The sequence below is a fragment of the Morganella morganii genome (assembly GCF_019243775.1).
Taxonomy (GTDB): Bacteria; Pseudomonadota; Gammaproteobacteria; order Enterobacterales; family Enterobacteriaceae; genus Morganella; species Morganella morganii.
In genome coordinates, this window is the sequence record NZ_CP069157.1 from 2,764,233 (window position 1) to 2,787,360 (window position 23,128).

Sequence of the window (23,128 nt, forward strand, 5' to 3'; positions counted from 1 at the left end):
AAACGATGCGTAAGACAGCAATCGCAGCAATCGCCTTATCGGCACTCATTGGTACTCAGGCTTTCGCGGACACCGCGCAGCCGGGCAAAGGGGTCAAAGTGCTGCCTGTACAAAGCACCATTACTGAAGAAACCTTTCAGACCCTTATCGTCAACAAAGCACTGGAAGAACTCGGCTATGACGTGCAGCCGATTCAGGAAGTGGATTACAACGTAGCCTATGCGTCAATCGCCAACGGTGATGCCACCTTTATGGCAGTAAGCTGGGTGCCGCTGCACAATTCCCAGTACAAAGCGGCCGGAGGTGACGATAAATTCTACCGCAAAGGGGATTATGTCGTGAACGCCGCTCAGGGGTATCTGATTGACAAGAAAACCGCTGAGAAATACCACATCACCAATATTGAACAACTGAAAGACCCGGAAATCGCCAAACTGTTTGACAGCAACGGCAACGGTAAAGCGGATCTGACCGGCTGTAACCCTGGCTGGGGCTGTGAGGCCGCCATCAACAACCATCTGAACGCCTATAAGCTGACAGACACCGTTGAGCACAACCAGGGGAACTACGCTGCGATGATGGCAGACACCATCACCCGTTACAAAGAAGGCAAACCGGTGCTTTACTATACCTGGACGCCGTACTGGATCAGTGATGTGCTGAAACCGGGACGCGATGTGGTCTGGCTGGAAGTACCGTTCTCCTCCATGCCGGACGGCGAAAAAATTGACACCAAACTGCCGAACGGCAAAAACTACGGCTTCCCGCCGAGCACCATGCATATCGCAGCCAACAAAGCCTGGGCTGAACAAAACCCGGCAGCCGCAGAGCTGTTCGCTGTCATGAAACTGCCGGTCTCGGCCATCAACGCCCAGAACCTGCGCATGCATAACGGCGAAAACTCGCAGGCGGATATTGAACGCCACGCCAATGCCTGGATTAAAGCCAATCAGGCAAAATTCGACGGCTGGATTGAACAGGCACGCAAAGCCGCTGATAAATAACCGGATCTGAAAAAGCCTCCCGGCGGCCATAGTCATATGGCCGCTTTTTTTTACCCTCAACGAAACGTGATCAACCTCACAAAATCGATACCCTTTCCGGTCTGCTTTCTATATAGTAGCGCTCCGTAGTACCCGTAATCATTTCATACTCAATCAATCTTATAATAATCATGAAAAAGAAAACTATTGATGCGGTTCTGACACCTCAGCTTATCTGCCTGATGGCAATGGCAACCGGGTTGTTAGTCGCAAGTAACTATTATGCACAGCCTTTACTGGAGACGATTGCCGCACAATTCGGCGTTACCGCCGGTATGGCCGGATTTATCGTCACCACCGCCCAGCTCAGTTATGCTGCCGGCCTGATGTTTCTGGTGCCGCTCGGGGACAAATTCGAGCGCCGTAACCTGATTGTCACCATGACACTGCTGTCAGCTATCGGGCTGGTGATTTCTGCTCTGTCACAGACCCTCTGGCAATTGCTGCTGGGCACCGCACTGGCCGGGATGTTTTCCGTGGTGGCGCAGATTCTTATTCCGCTGGCGGCGACTATCGCCAAACCGCAGCACCGCGGCAAGGCGGTCGGGATTATTATGAGCGGCCTGCTGCTCGGTATCCTGCTGGCACGGACCGTCGCCGGTGTGCTGGCGGAATTCGGCGGCTGGCGGACAGTCTACTGGGCTGCATCCGGGCTGCTGGTTCTGCTGGCGCTGATCCTGTATCTGCACCTGCCGCAGTATAAGCAGGTGTCTGAACTGAAATACGGTCAGTTGCTGGCCTCCATTGTGGTGCTGTTTGTCCGCACCCCGGTTCTGCGTGTCCGGGCGGCACTCGGTGCCATTGTGTTTGCCGCGTTCGGCCTGCTCTGGACGTCTATGGCCTTCCTGCTGGCATCGGATCCGTTTAATTATTCCGAGAGCACTATCGGGCTGTTCGGCCTCGCCGGTGCCGCCGGTGCCCTGATGGCAGGCCCGGCCGGGCGTTTTGCCGATAAAGGCAAAGGCCGCCTGACCACCAGCGCCGGTCTGCTGCTGCTTCTGCTCTCGTGGATCCCGCTGGCGCTGAGCGGTTATTCTGTCGCAGCCTTTGTGGCCGGGGTGGTGGTACTGGATCTGGCGGTACAGGCGGTGCATGTCACCAATCAGAGTACCCTCTACCGGATGATGCCGGAGGCACGCAGCCGTCTGACCGCCGGTTATATGACCTGCTATTTCTGCGGCGGCGCATTCGGTTCACTGCTGTCCGGCTATGCCTACAGCCACTATGGCTGGGATGGCGTCTGTTACAGCGGCGCGGCAGTCAGTGCCCTGGGACTGGTGATCTGGCTTGCCGGGAAGAAGTATGATGTACCGCAGTCTGATGAAACGCCTACCCGTCAGCAGCCATCACACACCTGATTCCTCCGGAAAAAGCACCTTCGGGTGCTTTTTCCACTCAAAAATCCAACAAACATCGCATAATAATCTACCACCTGTGGATTATTCCTTCGTTAAAAGTTACAAATAACACTGTTAATCAAAGAAAATAATTTTTGACCACGTAAAATAGATACCACAGCGATAATCACTGCCATAACGGCAATGAAGGTCATTTGATATTCTTCATTATCATGGTTCACTAATAAAAATTGACGTAATTTATGAAGCAAAAATTACGCATAATCAGAGTCAGCCGCCCGGTAATGAAAATGTAAGTGATTTGCTAAATAATAAGTGATATTTGTGACTAACATTCATAAAATTTATGAATCAGGTGGCATTATCAAAAGAAATGTAGTGATATTAACCTGCTATAATTGTTAAATTAATCTTTTGGCCGGTCATTTCACCGGGTCATAGCCGGGTTAACATACCAACAGAAACTAATAAGGTATCTCAATAATGGAAAGTTCATTTACACCGACAGAAGAATTGCTTAACAGCCGGATCTCACAACAGAAGAATCTGGGTGCCGATCTGCCGTATCAGGAAATTTTACTGACCCGGCTTTCAATGCACGTTCAGAGTAAATTATTAGAAAAACGCAACAATATGCTGAAATCTCAGGGTATCAATGAGACATTATTCATGGCTCTGATGATTCTGGATACTAAAGAATCTCACAGCATTCAGCCTTCAGAACTCAGCGCCGCGCTCGGATCTTCCCGCACCAATGCGACCCGCATCGCGGATGAACTCGAGAAAAACGGCTGGATTGAGCGCAAAGAGAGCCACAATGACCGCCGCTGTCTGCATCTGCACCTGACAGAAAAAGGCTCAGATTTTCTGCACAGTCTGCTGCCGCCTCAGCATGATGCATTACGTCATATCTGGTCAGCACTGGCCGAAGATGAACAGAAAAACCTGGAAAAGCTGATGCGCAAACTGCTTATTCAGCTCGATAAGAGCGACAACTAAATAACCTTTTATTGTTTAAGGTTAATGAATAAGAGCTTTTCTCAATAAGCAGGTGTAAAAAAACCTTTTCTGTTGGCCCGGATCCTTTATCCTTCACAGGCTGACATTTCTGCCATCAATTGATGTGCTGACCATCCGGGCTTGCGGTTGTCGTTTATCACAGTGACGACAATAGCAAGCCTGTCTTTGTTGCGGTTATGTCATGCAACACCTTAAAAAAAGAACAATATCCGGAGATAACTGATGAGTGTCAGTGAGGAAACTCAGGCTGTCCAGCCCCCAGTCCGTAACAAAAAAACGACAACGCCGTAATGCGCTGATGTTACTGACATTACTGTTTGTATTACTGGGTGCGGCTTACACCGTTTACTGGTTTATGGTGCTCCGCCACCATGAATCGACCGATAACGCCTATGTCACCGGCAACCAGGTGATTGTGATGTCACAGGTTCCCGGCAGTGTCACCACTGTCAGTGTGGATAATACCGATTATGTGACCGCCGGAACGCTGCTGGTGCAGCTCGATAAACGCGATGCCGGACTGGCGCTGGAAAAAGCACAGGTTGCGCTGGCAAACAGTGTCCGCCAGACACATCAGCAGATGATCAACAGCCGTCAGTTGCTGGCCGGTATTGAAGTCCGCCGTTCAGAACTGACCCGCCTGCAGAATGACCTGCGCCGTCGTGAAGTACTGGGCGCACAGAATGTGATCGGCAAAGAAGAACTTCAGCACGCCCGTGAAGCCGTGGTGAGCGCCAAAGCGCAGCTGGATGTTGCCACCGAGCAGTTTAATGCCAACAAAGCCGTGATCCTCGATACCCCGCTGAGCGAACAGCCGGCAGTGAAACAGGCGGCCACCGAAGTACGTAACGCCTGGCTGGCACTGGAGCGGACCGATATCCGCAGTCCGGTGGACGGTTATGTCTCCCGGCGCAGTGTGCAGGTCGGTGCACAAATCACTCCTGCTACCCCGCTGATGGCCGTGGTTCCGGCCACCGGTATGTGGATTGACGCCAACTTTAAAGAAACCCAGCTGAGCGCCATGCGTATCGGGCAGCCGGCCAAAGTGGTTACTGATTTCTACGGCGACAAAGTGGTCTTCACCGGTACCGTTACCGGGCTGGATATGGGCACCGGCAGCGCCTTTTCCCTGCTGCCTGCGCAGAATGCCAGCGGTAACTGGATCAAAGTGGTGCAGCGTCTGCCGGTGCGTATCGCGCTGGATCCGGCACAGCTGGAGAAATACCCGCTGCGTATCGGTCTTTCCGGTGATGTCACGGTGGACACACAGAATACTGACGGCCCGGTGCTGTCGAAAAGCGTGCGCACCGATCCGGCCTATCATACCAGTGCCCTGAGCATTGATATGCAACCGGCGGATCAGATGATCGCTGAGATTATCAGCCGCAATGCCGGTCAGTAAGGGGTCAGGGTTATGCAGGCGCCACTGACCGGAGCAAGACTGGCCTGGATGACTATCGCCCTGTCACTGGCGACTTTCATGCAGGTGCTCGACTCCACTATCGCCAACGTGGCGATCCCGACGATCGCCGGTAACCTGGGTTCTTCTAACTCTCAGGGAACCTGGGTGATTACCTCATTCGGGGTGGCGAATGCCATCTCCATCCCGATCACCGGCTGGCTGGCCAAGCGGATCGGCGAAGTGCGTCTGTTTATGTGGTCAACAGCGCTGTTTGCCATCTCCTCCTGGTTATGCGGTATTTCCAACAGCCTGGGCATGCTGATTTTCTTCCGCGTGATCCAGGGTCTGGTGGCCGGGCCGCTGATCCCGCTGTCACAGAGTCTGCTGCTCAATAACTATCCTCCCGCAAAACGCACTATGGCGCTGGCACTCTGGTCAGTCACCATTGTTATCGCGCCGATCTGCGGGCCTATCCTCGGCGGCTATATCAGTGACAACTATCACTGGGGCTGGATTTTCTTCATCAACGTGCCGTTCGGGATTGTGATCATGATGCTGACCGCAAAAACCCTGGAGGGCCGGGAAACCAAAACGGAAATCCGTCCGATTGATACTGTCGGGCTGATCCTGCTGGTGGTGGGGGTTGGTTGTCTGCAGATTATGCTCGACCAGGGCAAAGAGCTGGACTGGTTTAACTCGACGGAGATTATTGTCCTGACCGTGATAGCTGTGGTTGCCATCGCCTTCCTGATCGTCTGGGAGCTGACGGATGATCACCCCGTGGTGGACCTGTCTCTGTTTAAGAGTAGGAACTTCACAATAGGTTGCCTCAGCCTCAGTCTGGCTTATATGCTCTATTTCGGCACCATTGTTCTGCTGCCGCAGCTGTTGCAGGGGGTATTCGGCTACACTGCCACCTGGGCGGGACTGGCTTCCGCGCCGGTCGGTATTCTGCCGCTGCTGATCACACCGCTTATCGGCAAATATGCCCATAAAGTGGATTACCGGATCATTGTGACATTCAGCTTCATTATGTATACCGTCTGTTTCTACTGGCGGGCCTATACGTTTGAGCCGGGAATGGACTTTGCCGCCGCAGCCTGGCCGCAGTTTGTACAGGGGCTGGCAATCGCCTGTTTCTTTATGCCGCTGACCACCATTACGCTTTCCGGCCTGCCGCCGGAGAAAATGGCGTCGGCATCCAGCCTGTCAAACTTTACGCGGACACTGGCCGGCGCTATCGGAACATCGATCACCACCACGATGTGGACACAGCGGGAGTCCATGCATCACGCCAATTTTGCCGAGCATATCAACCCGTTCAGCCCGGATACACAGCAGATGTATCACACGCTGGGTGAAATGGGGATGTCGCAGCAGCAATCATCGGCCTATATCGCAAAAGTGATCACCGACCAGGGGCTGATTATCTCTGCGAACGAGATTTTCTGGCTCTCTGCCGGTGTCTTCCTGGTGCTGATGCTGCTGGTCTGGTTTGCCAAACCACCGTTTACTGCCGGTGGCGGCGGCGGTGCACATTAAATAAGAAATTAAGGGCACTGCGGTGCCTTTATTTTTATTGATGTGCTTAATATAAAAATAAAATATATTTATCTACAAATTAATTAAACAATAATAAAACAAAAACTTATTAACAGAATAATCACTTGCTATTAAAATCATTAAATTGCTATTCTTATTTCACCGCAGGAAAATACACTTTCCGGTAGCGGAATTAATATCACGGATGATTATCAATATTATATTCACAAAGGAGTGTGAGCATGATTTAGCATTATTAATGCTGTTTGCCATAATTTTTATTTTTAATGCACATTTTTGCACCATGCTCCGGCATGGTTTTTTTATAATATCTGACATTAACAGCATCTATCCCCGTACAGCCGTTATGACTGGCGTGCTGACAGACAGGTGAATATAACGGGAGATATTTATTTCAGAAAAAACATTCATGAACATCATTAATTAAAAACCCGGCAAACGCCGGGTTTTATTAATCATAATCAGCCGGTATCAGCTGACTTTATTCTGCTGCCACCAGCGTGCCAGGATAATCCCGGTCGCAACGGACACGTTCAGGCTTTCGACATTACCGGTACCGCCGACTGACAGGCGCATATCCCCGCCTTCCCAGACCGCGTCACTCAGGCCGTCACTCTCTTCACCCAGAACCAGTACCATTTTTGCAGGCAGTGTGGCTTTCGCCAGATCGGTGCTGCCTTTGTGGCTGGAGGTGGTGACGATGGCGTACCCTTTTTTGCGGAATAAATCCAGCGTATCCGTCAGACCATCGGCATCAATCCCGACCAGATGCTCGGCACCGCCTTCCGCTGTGCGGACAGCCGCACCGGATTCCAGCACAGAGGCATCCTGAAGGATCACACCGTTGACACCGAAGTGAGCACAGCTGCGCATAATACCGCCGAGGTTATGCGGGTTACCGACGTTTTCCAGCGCCAGCACGCAATCCTGCTCACCGGCGGTTTCCAGATAGGTTTCCGCACTCACACCGCCGCGCTTTTTAATCAGGAAGCAGACACCGCCGTGGTGTTCGGTACCGGATGCTTTGGCCAGCTCTTCCTCATCCACCACATGATAGGCTTTGCGGTTCGCTGCCAGCCATTTCAGGGCATCGCGGAAACGCGGTGTCACTGACTGAACAAACCAGGCGCGCACAATGCGCTCCGGACGGCTGCGGAACATGGCCTGACAGGCATTTTCCCCGTAAATACGGGTTTCTTCCTGACGCTGACGGCGCAGCTGTGCCGGGTCGATCTGGCTTTTGCCGCTGATACCGCCGTGATCCGGGATCAGCCCCTCTCCGTCTTCTGACGGCTGACGGGATACGGTTTTCCACGGTGAACGACTGTCATAGGAATAACTTCCCTGACCTCTGCGTTCTCCGCGATTGCTGCGTTCATTGCGATCCCCGCGCGGGCCGCGGCTGTTGCGGTCGCCGCGATCTGATCCCCGGCCACCGCGTCTGTCTGATTTTTTCTGATCGTCCTGTTTGTCCTCACTGCGGACATACATTACTTTCACTTTGCCGTTTTTACCATTTAAAGAGTCGTTCATGTGTTTCTCCCACGCCATTTCCGGGGGCGAAGATTACCCGATATCGTCCGGACCTGCCGGTTATGATCACCGGCCGCCCCCGCCGGAGGCACTGAACTCAGGCGCCCCCGCGAAAAATCATGCTATTGTGCAGCGTTAACAGTACAATGCATACTGTTTTTTGTGAAACCAGCCGATAAAAATGAAGACCAATTCTGTTTACCAGTTACGCCAGCGGCGTCTGGCACAATCCACCCGTGTTTTCCGTGCCCGGGGATGTCGTGTAGTCCGTTGTAATTACTGCTTATTACCCGAAAAAAACTGTCTGTGTGACACCATACAGACCCGGGATGCACGCAGTCAGTTCTGCCTGCTGATGTATGATACCGAACCGCTCAAACCCAGCAATACCGGGAAGCTTATCGCCGATGTCCTGCCGAACACACAGGCTTTTCTGTGGTCGCGTACCGAACCGGACGAGGCTCTGCTCGCGCTCCTGAAAGATGACACCCGCCAGCCGTACCTGATTTTCCCTCAGGCGTATGCCACTCCGCCGCGTCAGGTGTTCAGTGATGTGCCGGAAAATACAAAGCCGCCGCTGTTTATTCTGCTCGACGGTACCTGGCCGGAAGCACGCAAAATGTTCCGTAAAAGCCCGTATCTCGATAACATTCCGCTGCTCTCCATCAACGATCTGGCGCAGAAAGATTATCTGCTGCGGGTTGCGGCACGGGAAGATCAGCACTGTACCGCCGAAGTGGCCGCTGCGGCACTGATGATGGCAGGTGATACCGCGGCCGGAAAACAGCTTCTGGATCACTTCACCTGCTTCCGCCGTCAGTATTTGAAGGGTAAGTCACATCTTCCGGTGGCACAAATCAGAGCAGAGGAACTGCTTTTAGGCTAAATTAAAGCACACGGGAATCCGGTCTGAGGAGAACACCATGAGTCAGCGCGGCCTTGAAGCATTACTCCGGCCTCAATCCATTGCGGTTATCGGTGCATCCGAAAAGCCCAACCGGGCGGGTTCCCGGATGATGAGCAATCTGCTCAGCGGCGGTTTTGCCGGACCGGTTCTGCCGGTCACGCCGTCACGCCGCTCAGTGCAAGGGGTACTGGCATATCCGTCTGTCGCGGATCTGCCGCTGGTGCCGGATCTGGCCATTATCTGCACCCACCCCAAACGTAATATTGCCCTGCTGAATGAACTCGGTGAACTCGGCTGCCGTGCGGTGATTATTCTCTCCGCCACGGCATCACAGACTACTGAGCTGAAACAGACCTGTCAGCACTATAATATCCGCCTGCTCGGCCCGAACAGCCTGGGGTTGCTTGCGCCCTGGCAGGGTCTGAATGCCAGTTTTTCCCCGGTACCGGTGCTCAAAGGCAAACTGGCGTTTATTTCCCAGTCCGCCGCCGTTTCCAATACCATTCTGGACTGGGCACAACAGCGGGAAACCGGTTTTTCCTACTTTATCGCACTCGGCAGCAGCGCGGATATTGATATCGACGATATGCTCGATTTCCTGGCCCGCGACAGCAAAACCAGCGCCATTCTGCTCTATCTCGAACATATTCATGATGCGCGGCGCTTTATGTCCGCCGCCCGCAGTGCTTCCCGCAATAAACCGATCCTGGTGGTCAAAAGCGGTCGCACGCAGCGCACACAATTACTGGTCGGTGAAACGCCGAGCCTGGATATCGCCTATGATGCGGCAATCCAGCGCGCCGGTCTGCTGCGGGTTCAGGATACCCACGAGATGTTTTCCGCCGTGGAAACCCTGACCTTTATGAAGCCGCTGCGCGGTGAACGTCTCGCCATTATGAGCAACGGCGCGGCACCGGCAGCAATGGCGCTGGACGAACTGTTCCGCCGCCGGGGGAAAATTGCCGGTCTCAGTGATGAGAGCAGCGCCGCACTCGCGGCGGTATTGCCGGATGATTTTGTGATCAATAATCCGCTGGATCTGCGCGATGATGCCACGGTGGATCGCTACATCGCCACCCTGAATATTCTGCTCGACAGCCACGATCATGATGCCCTGCTGATCCTCCACTCCCCGAGTGCGATTGCGCCGGGCAAAGAAACCGCCGCCCGGATTATTGCCGCGATCGCGCAGCATCCGCGCAGCCGCTGGCTGACAATTTTCACCAACTGGAGCGGGGAATACTCCTCACAGGAAGCCCGCCGCCTTTTCGGCGAGGCGGGGATCCCCACTTACCGCACACCGGAAGGTGCTGTGACCGCTTTTATGCATATGGTGGAATTCCGCCGCAACCAGAAACAGCTGGCGGAAACTCCCGCTCTGTCCGAGGGACTGACCGCCAACCGGCAGCAGGCACATCACTGCATAGACAGCGCTCTGCGCCGTCAGCACACCGTGCTGGATACCTATGAGGTTGAGCCGGTGCTGGATGCTTACGGGCTGAACATTCTTCCGACCTGGATTGCCCATTCTGCGGATGATGCCGTTACCATTGCCGGAACACTGGGTTACCCGGTGGCACTGAAACTGCGCTCACCGGATATCGCACATAAATCCGATGTGCAGGGCGTGATGCTTTATCTGCGGGATAAACAGGAAGTCGCCACCTCAGCAGCAGCGATTATTGACCGGGTGACACAAAACTTCCCCGATGCGCAGATAGACGGGCTGATTGTGCAGTCGATGGCGAACCGCGCCGGAGCACAGGAACTGCGGATTGCAGTGACCCAGGATGCGGTTTTCGGCCCGGTGATTATGCTGGGGGATGCCAGCCGCCCGTGGGATGATGAATCCCCTGCCGCCGTTGCCCTGCCGCCGCTCAATATGGCGCTTGCCCGTTATCTGGTGATTCACGCCATTAAGAATAACAAACTGGCAGCCGGCAGTGCCCTGAATCCGCTGGATATTGCGGGTCTGAGCCGGGTGCTGGTACAGGTGTCCAACCTGATAATTGACTGCCCGCAGGTGGTGACACTCGATTTGCACCCGCTGCTCGCCTCCGGTACGGAGTTTACTATCCTGGATGCCACGATGACTCTGGTACCGGCAGCCGGTGACGGCCGTCAGCGTCTGGCTATCCGCCCGTATCCGGCAGAACTGGAGGAGAATTTTCAGTTAAAAGACGGCGCGGTTGTGCATGTCCGCCCTATCCTGCCGGAAGACGAACCCCTGCTGAAAGCCTTTATTGACCGCGTGACCAAAGAAGATCTTTATTACCGTTATTTCAGTGAGATCAGTGAATTTACCCATGACGACCTGGCAAAAATGACCCAGATTGATTATGACCGCGAAATGGCCTTTGTGGCGGTGGACAGCGGCGGTCAGATTATCGGGGTTGCCCGTGCGATGTCGGATCCGGATAACCGGGAAGCGGAATTTGCAGTGCTGGTGCGGTCAGATATGAAAGGCAATACTCTGGGTTATCAGCTGATGTGCAAATTGCTCGCCTACACAAAGTCACGCGGTATCCTCCTGCTGACCGCCATCACCATGCCGGAGAACCGTAATATGATCCAACTGGCGAAAAAGCTCGGGTTTACCGTCGAAACACAGTTTGAGGATGGCATCGTCAACCTGACACTTCACCTGAATTCCGAAATTGCGGCAGTGCAATAGTCAAAAACGGACAACGTGATATATGACACAGACTTAACCGTCACTTAAGCAGAAAGTGAATTGCTGCGCACAATCAGACAAACTGGTGATATAATCCTTTGATCTGTTCATCTTTTCATTACCGGCCCGGTACCTGTTTATTCCGTAACCGCCGCCTATAACTAAAGAGATAATTCGCACTGTGATGTTGTCAAAATTCAAATCCGCGAAACACCAACAGCACCTTGCACAACTGCCGAAGTTAGCACAGTCTGCGGATGATGTTGAAACGCTGTTCCATACCCGCGACTTTAAAGGCCGTCTGCTGGCAGAAATCGCCGGTGCAAAGAAAACCGTTTATATTTCTGCGTTATATATTGAGCACGATGATGCGGGCCGGGATTTCCTTGACGCGCTGTATGCCGCCAAAAAAGCCAATCCGGAACTGGATATCAAAGTCTTTGTTGACTGGCACCGCGCACAGCGCGGGCGTATCGGTGCAGAAGCGAATGCCACCAATGCCGACTGGTATCACTCCGTCGCGGCATCTCACCCTGACCTGCTTATCCCTATCTTCGGTGTGCCGGTAAATACCCGCGAAGCGCTGGGTGTTCTGCATCTGAAAGGTTTTATTATTGACGATACCGTTATTTACAGCGGTGCCAGCGTCAATAATGTCTATCTGTATCAGCATGATAAATACCGTTATGACCGCTACCACTTCCTGCGTAATCCGGAACTGGCGGCGGCAATGAAACTGTTTATTGATGAAATGCTGCTGCCGGAACCGGCGGTACAGAAACTCGATACCGAAACCCGCGTGAAAACGCCGGAGATCAAAAACCTGATCCGCGATTTCCGCCTGAAACTGCGCCATGCCGCATACCACTTCACCCCGCAGGCACTGCCTGATGATCAGCTGGCCGTGACGCCGCTGATTGGTCTCGGGAAAAAGAACATGCTCAATAACACCATTGAGCACCTGATGTGTTCCGCACAGGAAAAAGTGGTTATCTGCACGCCGTATTTCAATCTGCCGTCAACACTGGTGCGCATTATCAGCCGCCTGCTGCGGGACGGGAAACAGGTGGAAATCATTATCGGCGATAAAACTGCCAATGATTTCTATATTCCGCCGGAAGAGCCGTTCAAAATTATCGGCGGGCTGCCTTATCTGTATGAAATCAATCTGCGCCGCTTTATGCAGCGTCTGCAGCGGTTCTCCGACAGTGAGCAACTGACCATCCGCCTGTGGAAAGATGACGACAACACCTATCACCTGAAAGGGATGTGGGTGGACAATCAGTGGCAGCTGATCACCGGTAATAACCTGAACCCGCGCGCCTGGGGCCTGGATCTGGAAAATGCGATCCTTATCCGTGACCCGAAACAGGAGCTGCACGCACAGCGTCAGGAAGAGCTGGCCAATATCCGCACCAACACAACCATTATCCGCAGCTATACTGAGCTGGATAATATCCGTGACTATCCGGTCAAGATCAAAAAACTGCTGCGCCGTCTGCGCCGCGTCCGTCTTGATCGCCTGATAAGCCGGATCCTCTGATATAAACCTCCCGGCACCCGCCGGGATTTTTTTTATCTGTTTCCCGGAGAATGAGTATGCCCGTTACATTACGTACCTGCATGACAGTGTCTTTCTGCCTGCTGCTGAGTTCCGGCTGTTCGATGCACCTTGCTAATGACAGCTGGACCGGACGGGATAAAGCCCAGCATTTCGCCTTTTCAGCTGCAACCGCAATTGCCGCTAATGCTTATGGCGATCACCAGAACTGGCAGCACCGGCACAGTGCACAATTCGGTATCGGTTTTTCTGTTGCGCTGGGAGCCGCGAAAGAGTTTTATGACAGCCGCCCGGGCGGTACCGGCTGGAGTGTGAAAGATTTCGTCTGGGATATCGCCGGCGCCGTTGCCGGTTACAGTGTGTACCAATCGCTGAAATAAAAATCCGGTGACCGGGCAGTGTAAATTTTGTGAGCAACATCACATGCAAAAAATGATTCATTCCGGTTAATTTTCCGCAATGGCATCAGACCCGGCAATTTAAATATTTAATAACCTTTCGATTTAAATAGTGCTATTTCTCCTTATTCCTTATTTAAACAACATAGCTTAAAATTAATATTACGTAAAATAAACCGGAATGAAAATGGCATTTTCATTATTAATTTGATAATAACTACAACCCAAAATCCGGATAAGTAAGGATGAAAATAATATGTCTAAGTGCAAATACCCATAGTAAAAATAAAATAAGAACATATTCATACCATTAGATACCCGCAATAGGACCCCTCTTATTTCCTGCGTAGTAAACACCCTATAATTACCTGATAACAATAGGTATTAGGATCTTTTCCCATTCACCTTTATTCCGAACACAGGCCACTATTATGAAATATTCGGTGATAATACAAACCACAAACAAGCTGAAATCACGCTGAGTACATCCAATGGTACATACAGCGATAACTCAGAACAGGTTCTGGATGGCTCCACGATGGACAAAACAGAACTCGTTGGTGCTGCGACAATTACCACCAGAGGAACACTGGTTGATGACAGCCGTCTGGATCCGGCGGATCACGGTGAATATTTGGTGTCTGAAGGCGATACCTTCACAGGTAATGCCACCCAGACTGTTAATGACAAATCACTGTCCCGCAACGGCACATTTACCGGCGCCAGCCAGCAGTATCTGAACGGTGACAATGACTCCCGCAAAGCCATTGCACTTGATTCCACCTTTACCGGTGATAAAACGACAGGTCAGAGAGCCGGACAAACTGTCAATAATCACGGCCTGGCCATTGATTCCAAATTTGACTACGCCGATCAGACTATCAACACCGGTGGTGTTGCCAAAGGTAACACAATCAAAGATGGTGATCAGGTTGTCAAAGGTACGGCAGAAAAAACCAATATCACTAATGGTAATCAGACCATTGGTGCCGGCGGCAAAGCCACCACAAACAGTATCGATAATACCACCGGCACACACGGCCTTCAGTTAGTCAGCGGCACAGCAACTGACAACACACTGAAAAATGCCGATCAGATCATTGAAAAAACCGGTGTTGCCGTTAAAAACGTTATCGATAATGCCGGTGCTGAACACGGTATCCAGGTTGTACGCGGTAAAGCGGAAGATAACACCCTGAGCAACACTGATCCGCGTGTTGAAAAAGACGGTATCTCATCCGTTAAAAATGACATTACTGACGGCAGCCAGTTTGTGGATGGTTTTGCAGAAAATAATACCATCACTAACAAAGCCACTAACCGCGGTAAGCAGGTTGTCGGCAAAAACGGTACTGCCGGTATTAAAAATGACATTACCAACGGCAGTCAGTATGTGGATGGTCTTGCAGAAAACAATACCATCACCAATAAAGCTGATAAACGTGGTGAGCAGGTTACCAGCGGTACCGCCAACAATAACAAACTGACCAATACCAATCAGATTGTTAAGAAAGGCGGCCTGGCCACCGATAACACCCAGACCGGCAATTCTCACTTAAGCGTTGAAAATGGCGGTGAAGCGAAAAATAACACCCTCAACGGTGATATCGATATGATTGTTGAGGCCAATGGTAAAGCGACCGGCAAAACTACTTTTAACGGCAAAAACCATCTGCATCTGTATGCGGCCACCACCAATGGTGCGTATGTGGAAGATCTTGCTCTGAGCCAGACCAAAGGCAAAAGCTCCGTCACCGTTTATGAAGGCACTCAGGAACACGATGCCGTCACTATCGGTACCTTAAACGGTAAAGCAGCGGTGAATTTTGACCACCGGACCAATCCGGCAGGCCATACTCAGATGAATATCAATAATCTGGGTAACAATGATCCGGCGCAGTATGATAACACCACGTTAGATTTCACCATGAACAGCAATATCCTCAATGGTAATTCTGACTTTATCAATACTGATAATGCTTATGGTCAGCACTATGTCACCATCATTGAGCGGGGCACCGGTAAAGAAGCCGTTCTGAATCGCCCTCAGTCTGCTGATTTCGCATATGTGAAAAACGTGGCCGGTGACAGCAATGTGGTCTTTGGTATGAAGGATGCGGACGGCAAAATCCTCAACCTGATGGATGCCGGTACTTACATTCATAATATTCAGACCCGTACCGGTGCCGATAATGACACCACATGGTCATTCACTGCAACCGATCGCCTGACACCAAGTGCCCGTGCGGTACTCGCACTGTCCAGTGCGCCGCAGCTGATGTACAACAACGAAGTTGATCATCTGCGTGCACGTCTGCATATGCTGCGTACCAGCGACAGTATTGAGAACGGTCTCTGGATGCAGGGTATCGGCAGCAATACCAAAGTGGATAAGGATCAGATTCAGTACAAACTCAGACACGCCGGTCTGGAACTGGGTGCGGATTATCAGTTAGCGTTAAACAGTGACAGCAAACTGGTTCTGGGTGGTTTCACCTGATTTGATAAAGGTGATGTCAAAAATGACCGGGCAGGTACCAGTGATATCGACAGCTATACCTTCGGTGCCTATGCCACTTATCTGAACAGCAACGGCTGGTATGCGGATGCATTACTGAAATATAACCACTTTGATAATAAACTGAAGACAACATTCACTAACGGTTATGATGTCAGCAGCGACAATTACCCCACCTCTGTCTGGGGGATGGCGCTGGAAACCGGTTATACCTTTACCTTCAGTAATCAGATCTTTATCACACCTTACGGACAGTTAGCGTATAACCGTATGGGCAGTAAAGATATCACCTTACGCGTCAGTCCGCAGTAACACTACCCGATCAGATATGGTGACGTGACGTATATCCGGACAACTGACTGCCCATCAAAGAGCCGGAAATATTACCGGAATCTTTCGTACTGGCAACAGAAGGTGGCAGAACAGTGAGGTTAATCATTCAGGAGCGGGTGAAAGAACTATAGAAAAGGGTTTCATGATAAACATGAAACCCTTTCTGTTCCGGCCATCGGGTCTTTAAATGGCCTGAATTAACTGTAACGCAGATTTTTAGCCTCTGATCATGGATCAGAAGTTATAACGGATACCAATCTGTCCGTTGATTGGTGAATAAACTGCATCACCGGCAATGTGCTGTAATTTCATGAACATATTCACGTTGTTGTAGCGGGCATTGAAACCGGCACCGAATTTACCGGTACTGCCGGATAAATCCAGGTTAATGGTGTTGTAACGGTTAAATTCAACTTCGTTACCGTCTTCATACTGATGATTCCACGCCGCTTTCACATACGGAGAGAACACCAGGCCGTTATCAAAGCTGAAGTCTTTACCGGCATTGACACCCAGTTCGCTGGTAAATGAAGTCTGGCTCTTGATTGCTGCATCCATACCATTATTCAGGGTGATGTCTGTCACCCGGTCATCTTCATCCGAAGTCTCTTTCCATGACTGATGTTATGCAGTTCCTGTACCTGACTGCGTAATATAGCCCGTCAGCCATCCGACTTGTCAGGACCGTTTTTCCGGTATTTGCAACTGCAGCGATGAGCCCCGACCCCGGCAAAGTGTGACCACAGGATAATGCGTTCTGAGTTTCCCGGTTACCCGGAATTGTTCAGAAAGTCTGCATCAGGCACGCAGTGGCTTTTTTAATATTTCATTTTTGTCGCACAGTGCCCTAAAGAAGCAAAATCAGCCTGTCTTATAGCTTAAAAAAGCACGTAGCTCGTGTCCGGAAAGGAGAGAATTTAGATTGTATTCGAGGGATTCGGAACATTTCAGGAGAATGACAGCGATATATATAAGGTGTGATTTCTCACCATTGACTCATTATGATCTATTCAGGTGCAGAGTATTACCTGTAGTTAAACCCGAAATTACCGACTGTTAATTTTTCATCCGGTAAATGACCACACATTTCGCCATTTTTCTTTTCGCCCAAACGCAAAAAAGCCACCCAAAGGGTGGCTTCTTCACTTAATAATAACCTGGCGGTTCCCTACTCTCACATGGGGAGACCCCACACTACCATCGGCGCTACGGCGTTTCACTTCTGAGTTCGGCATGGGGTCAGGTGGGACCACCGCGCTACGGCCGCCAGGCAAATTCATTTCAATCCAAAACAAGCTTTCACAGTGAATGACTTCTGCCTCTTCACTGTGCTGAAAAATCTCTCTAATCGTCTCTCAACTCAAAACACCTTCGGTGTTGTCAGGTTAAGCCTCCCGGTTCATTAGTACTGGTCAGCTCAACGCATCGCTGCGCTTACACACCCAGCCTATCAACGTCTTAGTCTCAAACGTTCCTTCAGGACCCTTAAAGGGTCAGGGAAGACTCATCTCGAGGCAAGTTTCCCGCTTAGATGCTTTCAGCGGTTATCTCTTCCGCACTTAGCTACCGGGCAATGCAATTGGCATCACAACCCGTACACCAGTGGTGCGTTCACTCCGGTCCTCTCGTACTAGGAGCAACCCCTCTCAATCTTCCAGCCGCCCACGGCAGATAAGGGACCGAACTGTCTCACGACGTTCTAAACCCAGCTCGCGTACCACTTTAAATGGCGAACAGCCATACCCTTGGGACCTACTTCAGCCCCAGGATGTGATGAGCCGACATCGAGGTGCCAAACACCGCCGTCGATATGAACTCTTGGGCGGTATCAGCCTGTTATCCCCGGAGTACCTTTTATCCGTTGAGCGATGGCCCTTCCATTCAGAACCACCGGATCACTAAGACCTACTTTCGTACCTGCTCGAGCCGTCACTCTCGCAGTCAAGCTGGCTTATGCCTTTGCACTAACCGCATGATGTCCGACCATGCTTAGCCAACCTTCGTGCTCCTCCGTTACTCTTTGGGAGGAGACCGCCCCAGTCAAACTACCCACCAGACACGGTCCCCGATCCAGATTATGGACCCGGGTTAGAACATCAAACGTTAAAGGGTGGTATTTCAAGGATGGCTCCGTGCAGACTGGCGTCCACACTTCGTTGCCTCCCACCTATCCTACACATCAAGGCTCAATGTTCAGTGTCAAGCTATAGTAAAGGTTCACGGGGTCTTTCCGTCTTGCCGCGGGTACACTGCATCTTCACAGCGAGTTCAATTTCACTGAGTCTCGGGTGGAGACAGCCTGGCCATCATTACGCCATTCGTGCAGGTCGGAACTTACCCGACAAGGAATTTCGCTACCTTAGGACCGTTATAGTTACGGCCGCCGTTTACCGGGGCTTCGATCAGAAGCTTCGCCTTGCGGCTGACCTCATCAATTAACCTTCCGGCACCGGGCAGGCGTCACACCGTATACGTCCACTTTCGTGTTTGCACAGTGCTGTGTTTTTAATAAACAGTTGCAGCCAGCTGGTATCTGCGGCTGGCTTCAGCTCCATGAGTAAATCACTTCACCTAATGCCAGCGTGCCTTCTCCCGAAGTTACGGCACCATTTTGCCTAGTTCCTTCACCCGAGTTCTCTCAAGCGCCTGAGTATTCTCTACCTGACCACCTGTGTCGGTTTGGGGTACGATTAATGGTAACCTGGAGCTTAGAGGCTTTTCCCGGAAGCAGAGCATCAATCACTTCACCACCGTAGTGGCTCGTCGTCACGCCTCAGTGTTAACAACCGACCGGATTTGCCTGGTCAGTCCACCTGCACGCTTAAACCGGGACAACCGTCGCCCGGATGATTTAGCTTTCTCCGTCCCCCCTTCGCAGTTACCACCAGTACGGGAATATTAACCCGTTGCCCATCGACTACGCTTTTCAGCCTCGCCTTAGGGGTCGACTCACCCTGCCCCGATTAACGTTGGACAGGAACCCTTGGTCTTCCGGCGTGCGGGTTTTTCACCCGCATTATCGTTACTTATGTCAGCATTCGCACTTCTGATACCTCCAGCATGCCTCACAGCACACCTTCACAGGCTTACAGAACGCTCCCCTACCCAACAATATTTACATATCGCTGCCGCGGCTTCGGTGCATAATTTAGCCCCGTTACATCTTCCGCGCAGGCCGACTCGACCAGTGAGCTATTACGCTTTCTTTAAATGATGGCTGCTTCTAAGCCAACATCCTGGCTGTCTGAGCCTTCCCACTTCGTTTCCCACTTAATTATGACTTTGGGACCTTAGCCGGCGGTCTGGGTTGTTTCCCTCTTCACGACGAACGTTAGCACCCGCCGTGTGTCTCCCGTGATAACATTCTCCGGTATTCGCAGTTTGCATCGGGTTGGTAAGTCGGGATGACCCCCTAGCCGAAACAGTGCTCTACCCCAGAGATCAGTTCACGAGGCGCTACCTAAATAGCTTTTGGGGAGAACCAGCTATCTCCCGGTTTGATTGGCCTTTCACCCCCAGCCACAAGTCATCCGCTAATTTTTCAACATTAGTCGGTTCGGTCCTCCAGTTAGTGTTACCCAACCTTCAACCTGCCCATGGCTGAATCACCGGGTTTCGGGTCTGTACCTGCAACTAATTCGCCCAGTTAAGACTCGGTTTCCCTGCGGCTCCCCTATCCGGTTAACCTTGCTACAGAATATAAGTCGCTGACCCATTATACAAAAGGTACGCAGTCACACCATAAAGGTGCTCCACTGCTTGTACGTACACGGTTTCAGGTTCTTTTTTATCCCCTCGCCGGGGTTCTTTTCGCCTTTCCCTCACGGTACTGGTTCACTATCGGTCAGTCAGGAGTATTTAGCCTTGGAGGATGGTCCCCCTGTATTCAGACAGGATAACACGTGTCCCGCCTTACTCATCGGACTCACAACACCAGTGCTTTCAGATACAGGGCTATCACCTGCTGTGGCCAGCCTTTCCAGACTGTTCTCTTAACACTGATGCTGATTAAGGTCCTGGGCTGCTCCCTGTTCGCTCGCCGCTACTGGGGGAATCTCGTTTGATTTCTTTTCCTCGGGGTACTTAGATGTTTCAGTTCTCCCGGTTCGCTTCATTACCCTATGTATTCAGGTAATGATAGTGCAACGAATTGCACTGGGTTTCCCCATTCGGAAATCGCCGGTTATAACGGTTCATATCACCTTACCGGCGCTTATCGCAGATTAGCACGTCCTTCATCGCCTCTGACTGCCTAGGCATCCACCGTGTACGCTTATTCGCTTAACCTCACAACCCGAAAGTGTCTTTCTGGACGGGTCGCTGCGCGTCATAATTTCTTTGTCGGGCAGTGCTCGCAATGCTCACATACTGATGTATGCTCCGCTTGCTGTGCGCTGGCCTCCGCGAAATTATTTAGCTCGCTTCCCCCTCGAAAGTGAGTACTTTCAAAGTTGTTCGGCTGAGAGACTCATCAATATTACCTCGGTGATAATATTGATTGTTTCAATTTTTCAGCTTGTTCCGGATTGTTAAAGAGCATAATAATTCACAGCATACCGTTTCCGGTAAACTCTGAATTATTTTTCAGATATCAGATAATGGTGGAGCTAAGCGGGATCGAACCGCTGACCTCCTGCGTGCAAGGCAGGCGCTCTCCCAGCTGAGCTATAGCCCCATTATTTGGTTTTCCCGGGCGTGTCTTTTCATCATGAAAAGAGGAAACCGCATTGAGACAAGGCATGGAAAGGCGAAGTTTACTAAGGTAAACGAGTCTTTTCATAACGCAGTATCAATTCGGTTTTGGTAGGCCTGAGTGGACTTGAACCACCGACCTCACCCTTATCAGGGGTGCGCTCTAACCACCTGAGCTACAAGCCTATTCCCGGTATCTGCTTCTTTCTATCAGACAATCTGTGTGAACACTCACATTCTGTATCAACATAGGTAAGGAGGTGATCCAACCGCAGGTTCCCCTACGGTTACCTTGTTACGACTTCACCCCAGTCATGAATCACAAAGTGGTAAGCGCCCTCCCCGAAGGTTAAGCTACCTACTTCTTTTGCAACCCACTCCCATGGTGTGACGGGCGGTGTGTACAAGGCCCGGAACGTATTCACCGTAGCATTCCGATTCTACGATTACTAGCGATTCCGACTTCATGGAGTCGAGTTGCAGACTCCAATCCGGACTACGACGTACTTTATGAGTTCCGCTTGCCCTCGCGGGGTCGCTTCCCTTTGTATACGCCATTGTAGCACGTGTGTAGCCCTACTCGTAAGGGCCATGATGACTTGACGTCATCCCCACCTTCCTCCGGTTTATCACCGGCAGTCTCCTTTTGAGTTCCCGCCATCACGCGCTGGCAACAAAGGATAAGGGTTGCGCTCGTTGCGGGACTTAACCCGACATTTCACAACACGAGCTGACGACAGCCATGCAGCACCTGTCTCGGAGTTCCCGAAGGCACCAAAGCATCTCTGCTAAGTTCTCTGGATGTCAAGAGTAGGTAAGGTTCTTCGCGTTGCATCGAATTAAACCACATGCTCCACCGCTTGTGCGGGCCCCCGTCAATTCATTTGAGTTTTAACCTTGCGGCCGTACTCCCCAGGCGGTCGACTTAACGCGTTAGCTCCGGAAGCCACGCCTCAAGGGCACAACCTCCAAGTCGACATCGTTTACAGCGTGGACTACCAGGGTATCTAATCCTGTTTGCTCCCCACGCTTTCGCACCTGAGCGTCAGTCTTGTCGGGGGGGCCGCCTTCGCCACCGGTATTCCTCCACATCTCTACGCATTTCACCGCTACACATGGAATTCTATCCCCCTCTACAAGACTCTAGGCTGACCAGTATCAGATGCAATTCCCGGTTAAGCCCTGGATTTCACATCTGACTCAATCAACCGCCTGCGTGCGCTTTACGCCCAGTAATTCCGATTAACGCTTGCACCCTCCGTATTACCGCGGCTGCTGGCACGGAGTTAGCCGGTGCTTCTTCTGTCGGTAACGTCAATTGCCAAGGTTATTAACCTTGACACCTTCCTCCCGACTGAAAGTACTTTACAACCCGAAGGCCTTCTTCATACACGCGGCATGGCTGCATCAGGCTTGCGCCCATTGTGCAATATTCCCCACTGCTGCCTCCCGTAGGAGTCTGGGCCGTGTCTCAGTCCCAGTGTGGCTGATCATCCTCTCAGACCAGCTAGGGATCGTCGCCTAGGTAAGCCGTTACCTCACCTACTAGCTAATCCCATATGGGTTCATCTGATGGCGCGAGGCCCGGAGGTCCCCCGCTTTGGTCCGAAGACATTATGCGGTATTAGCTACCGTTTCCAGTAGTTATCCCCCCGCCATCAGGCAGATCCCCATACATTACTCACCCGTCCGCCGCTCGTCAGCGGAGAAGCAAGCTTCTCCCTGTTACCGCCCGACTTGCATGTGTTAGGCCTGCCGCCAGCGTTCAATCTGAGCCATGATCAAACTCTTCAATTAAAAGTGTTTGATGCTCAAAGAATTAAACTGTTTACTGCTGCTTATTACTAAGCTGCTGTATTGGTCACTCTTCAAGACTTCTCAAAAATAATATTTTTTGTGATATGTCCTGCGAGTGCCCACACAGATTGTCTGATAAATTGTTAAAGAGCAGTTACAACCTTCGCTGCCGTTGTCGGCCTTCTGCGTTGTTGCGAGGCTGCGTATATTACGTTTCCAGCCCCTTCGAGTCAAGCGTTGTTTTTCAACTTTTTTTCGCTTTCCTCTACTGTCGGCGCGCTTCTCAGCGTGTTGCTCCGTGTCAGTGAGGGCGCATTATAGACACTCGC

The 23,128-nt window shown here is 51.5% G+C and carries 12 protein-coding genes, 2 tRNA genes, 3 rRNA genes and 2 pseudogenes; 11 read left to right on the top strand and 8 right to left on the bottom strand.

Annotation, left to right across the window (positions count from 1 at the left end; genetic code table 11):
• Window positions 1-5 precede the first annotated feature (5 nt).
• From proX to emrB, 5 genes and pseudogenes are all read left to right on the top strand, one after another.
• The gene (proX, locus tag JL661_RS13375; protein WP_004235570.1) at window positions 6-1,004 is read left to right on the top strand and encodes a glycine betaine/L-proline ABC transporter substrate-binding protein ProX; all 999 of its coding nucleotides are present in this window, start codon (window positions 6-8) and stop codon (window positions 1,002-1,004) included.
• 170 nt (window positions 1,005-1,174) lie between these two features.
• The gene (locus tag JL661_RS13380; protein ID WP_004235569.1) at window positions 1,175-2,401 is read left to right on the top strand and encodes an MFS transporter; all 1,227 of its coding nucleotides are present in this window, start codon (window positions 1,175-1,177) and stop codon (window positions 2,399-2,401) included.
• 483 nt (window positions 2,402-2,884) lie between these two features.
• Window positions 2,885-3,400, top strand: a complete 516-nt coding sequence (gene mprA / locus JL661_RS13385) for a transcriptional repressor MprA (RefSeq protein WP_004235567.1) — start codon at window positions 2,885-2,887, stop codon at window positions 3,398-3,400.
• A gap of 243 nt (window positions 3,401-3,643) precedes the next feature.
• A pseudogene (gene emrA / locus JL661_RS13390) lies at window positions 3,644-4,823 on the top strand (multidrug efflux MFS transporter periplasmic adaptor subunit EmrA).
• Between the two features lie 12 nt (window positions 4,824-4,835).
• Window positions 4,836-6,365: a multidrug efflux MFS transporter permease subunit EmrB gene (gene emrB / locus JL661_RS13395; protein WP_062772224.1), complete on the top strand. Its 1,530-nt coding sequence runs from the start codon at window positions 4,836-4,838 to the stop codon at window positions 6,363-6,365.
• 492 nt (window positions 6,366-6,857) lie between these two features.
• On the opposite strand, the gene JL661_RS13400 is transcribed toward emrB, so the two are convergent.
• Entirely contained in the window at window positions 6,858-7,919 is a 1,062-nt protein-coding gene (locus tag JL661_RS13400; protein ID WP_062772221.1) for a tRNA/rRNA methyltransferase, read from the bottom strand.
• A 181-nt stretch (window positions 7,920-8,100) separates the two neighbouring features.
• Here JL661_RS13400 and JL661_RS13405 point away from each other — a divergent pair, with 181 nt between their 5' ends.
• The 6 genes from JL661_RS13405 (at window position 8,101) to JL661_RS13430 (ending at window position 16,289) form a co-directional block, all read left to right on the top strand.
• The gene (locus JL661_RS13405) at window positions 8,101-8,805 is read left to right on the top strand and encodes a tRNA-uridine aminocarboxypropyltransferase (RefSeq protein ID WP_062772218.1); all 705 of its coding nucleotides are present in this window, start codon (window positions 8,101-8,103) and stop codon (window positions 8,803-8,805) included.
• A 37-nt stretch (window positions 8,806-8,842) separates the two neighbouring features.
• Window positions 8,843-11,500 (top strand): bifunctional acetate--CoA ligase family protein/GNAT family N-acetyltransferase, encoded by a 2,658-nt coding sequence (locus JL661_RS13410; RefSeq protein WP_062772215.1) that lies wholly within the window; start codon window positions 8,843-8,845, stop codon window positions 11,498-11,500.
• Between the two features lie 184 nt (window positions 11,501-11,684).
• A complete protein-coding gene (gene pssA / locus JL661_RS13415) occupies window positions 11,685-13,043 on the top strand; it encodes a CDP-diacylglycerol--serine O-phosphatidyltransferase (protein ID WP_004235560.1) in 1,359 nt (452 codons plus the stop codon).
• 56 nt (window positions 13,044-13,099) lie between these two features.
• On the top strand, window positions 13,100-13,441 hold the full coding sequence (locus JL661_RS13420; protein WP_004904488.1) for a YfiM family lipoprotein: 342 nt from the start codon (window positions 13,100-13,102) through the stop codon (window positions 13,439-13,441).
• A gap of 556 nt (window positions 13,442-13,997) precedes the next feature.
• A complete protein-coding gene (locus tag JL661_RS13425) occupies window positions 13,998-15,959 on the top strand; it encodes a hypothetical protein (protein ID WP_062772212.1) in 1,962 nt (653 codons plus the stop codon).
• A gap of 45 nt (window positions 15,960-16,004) precedes the next feature.
• Complete coding sequence (locus JL661_RS13430; RefSeq protein WP_081113470.1) at window positions 16,005-16,289, top strand: autotransporter outer membrane beta-barrel domain-containing protein; 285 nt, start codon at window positions 16,005-16,007, stop codon at window positions 16,287-16,289.
• Window positions 16,290-16,544: 255 nt separating this feature from the next.
• On the opposite strand, the gene JL661_RS13435 is transcribed toward JL661_RS13430, so the two are convergent.
• The 7 genes and pseudogenes from JL661_RS13435 to JL661_RS13460 all read right to left on the bottom strand — a co-directional run bounded on the left by JL661_RS13435 (window position 16,545) and on the right by JL661_RS13460 (window position 22,799).
• Window positions 16,545-16,895, bottom strand: coding sequence for an autotransporter outer membrane beta-barrel domain-containing protein (locus tag JL661_RS13435; protein WP_132275655.1), 351 nt, complete (start codon window positions 16,893-16,895; stop codon window positions 16,545-16,547).
• Window positions 16,896-16,975: 80 nt separating this feature from the next.
• Window positions 16,976-17,105, bottom strand: a pseudogene (locus JL661_RS18470) (IS3 family transposase); the annotation flags it as partial.
• Window positions 17,106-17,465: 360 nt separating this feature from the next.
• Window positions 17,466-17,581: ribosomal RNA gene (gene rrf, locus JL661_RS13440) — 5S ribosomal RNA — on the bottom strand.
• Between the two features lie 110 nt (window positions 17,582-17,691).
• A 23S ribosomal RNA gene (locus tag JL661_RS13445) occupies window positions 17,692-20,597 on the bottom strand.
• A gap of 312 nt (window positions 20,598-20,909) precedes the next feature.
• Window positions 20,910-20,985 (bottom strand) — tRNA-Ala (locus JL661_RS13450).
• Window positions 20,986-21,111: 126 nt separating this feature from the next.
• Window positions 21,112-21,188: transfer RNA gene (locus JL661_RS13455), tRNA-Ile, on the bottom strand.
• 67 nt (window positions 21,189-21,255) lie between these two features.
• Window positions 21,256-22,799: ribosomal RNA gene (locus JL661_RS13460) — 16S ribosomal RNA — on the bottom strand.
• Together the 16S, 23S and 5S rRNA genes with 2 tRNA genes alongside form the textbook arrangement of a ribosomal RNA operon.
• Window positions 22,800-23,128: the final 329 nt, after the last annotated feature.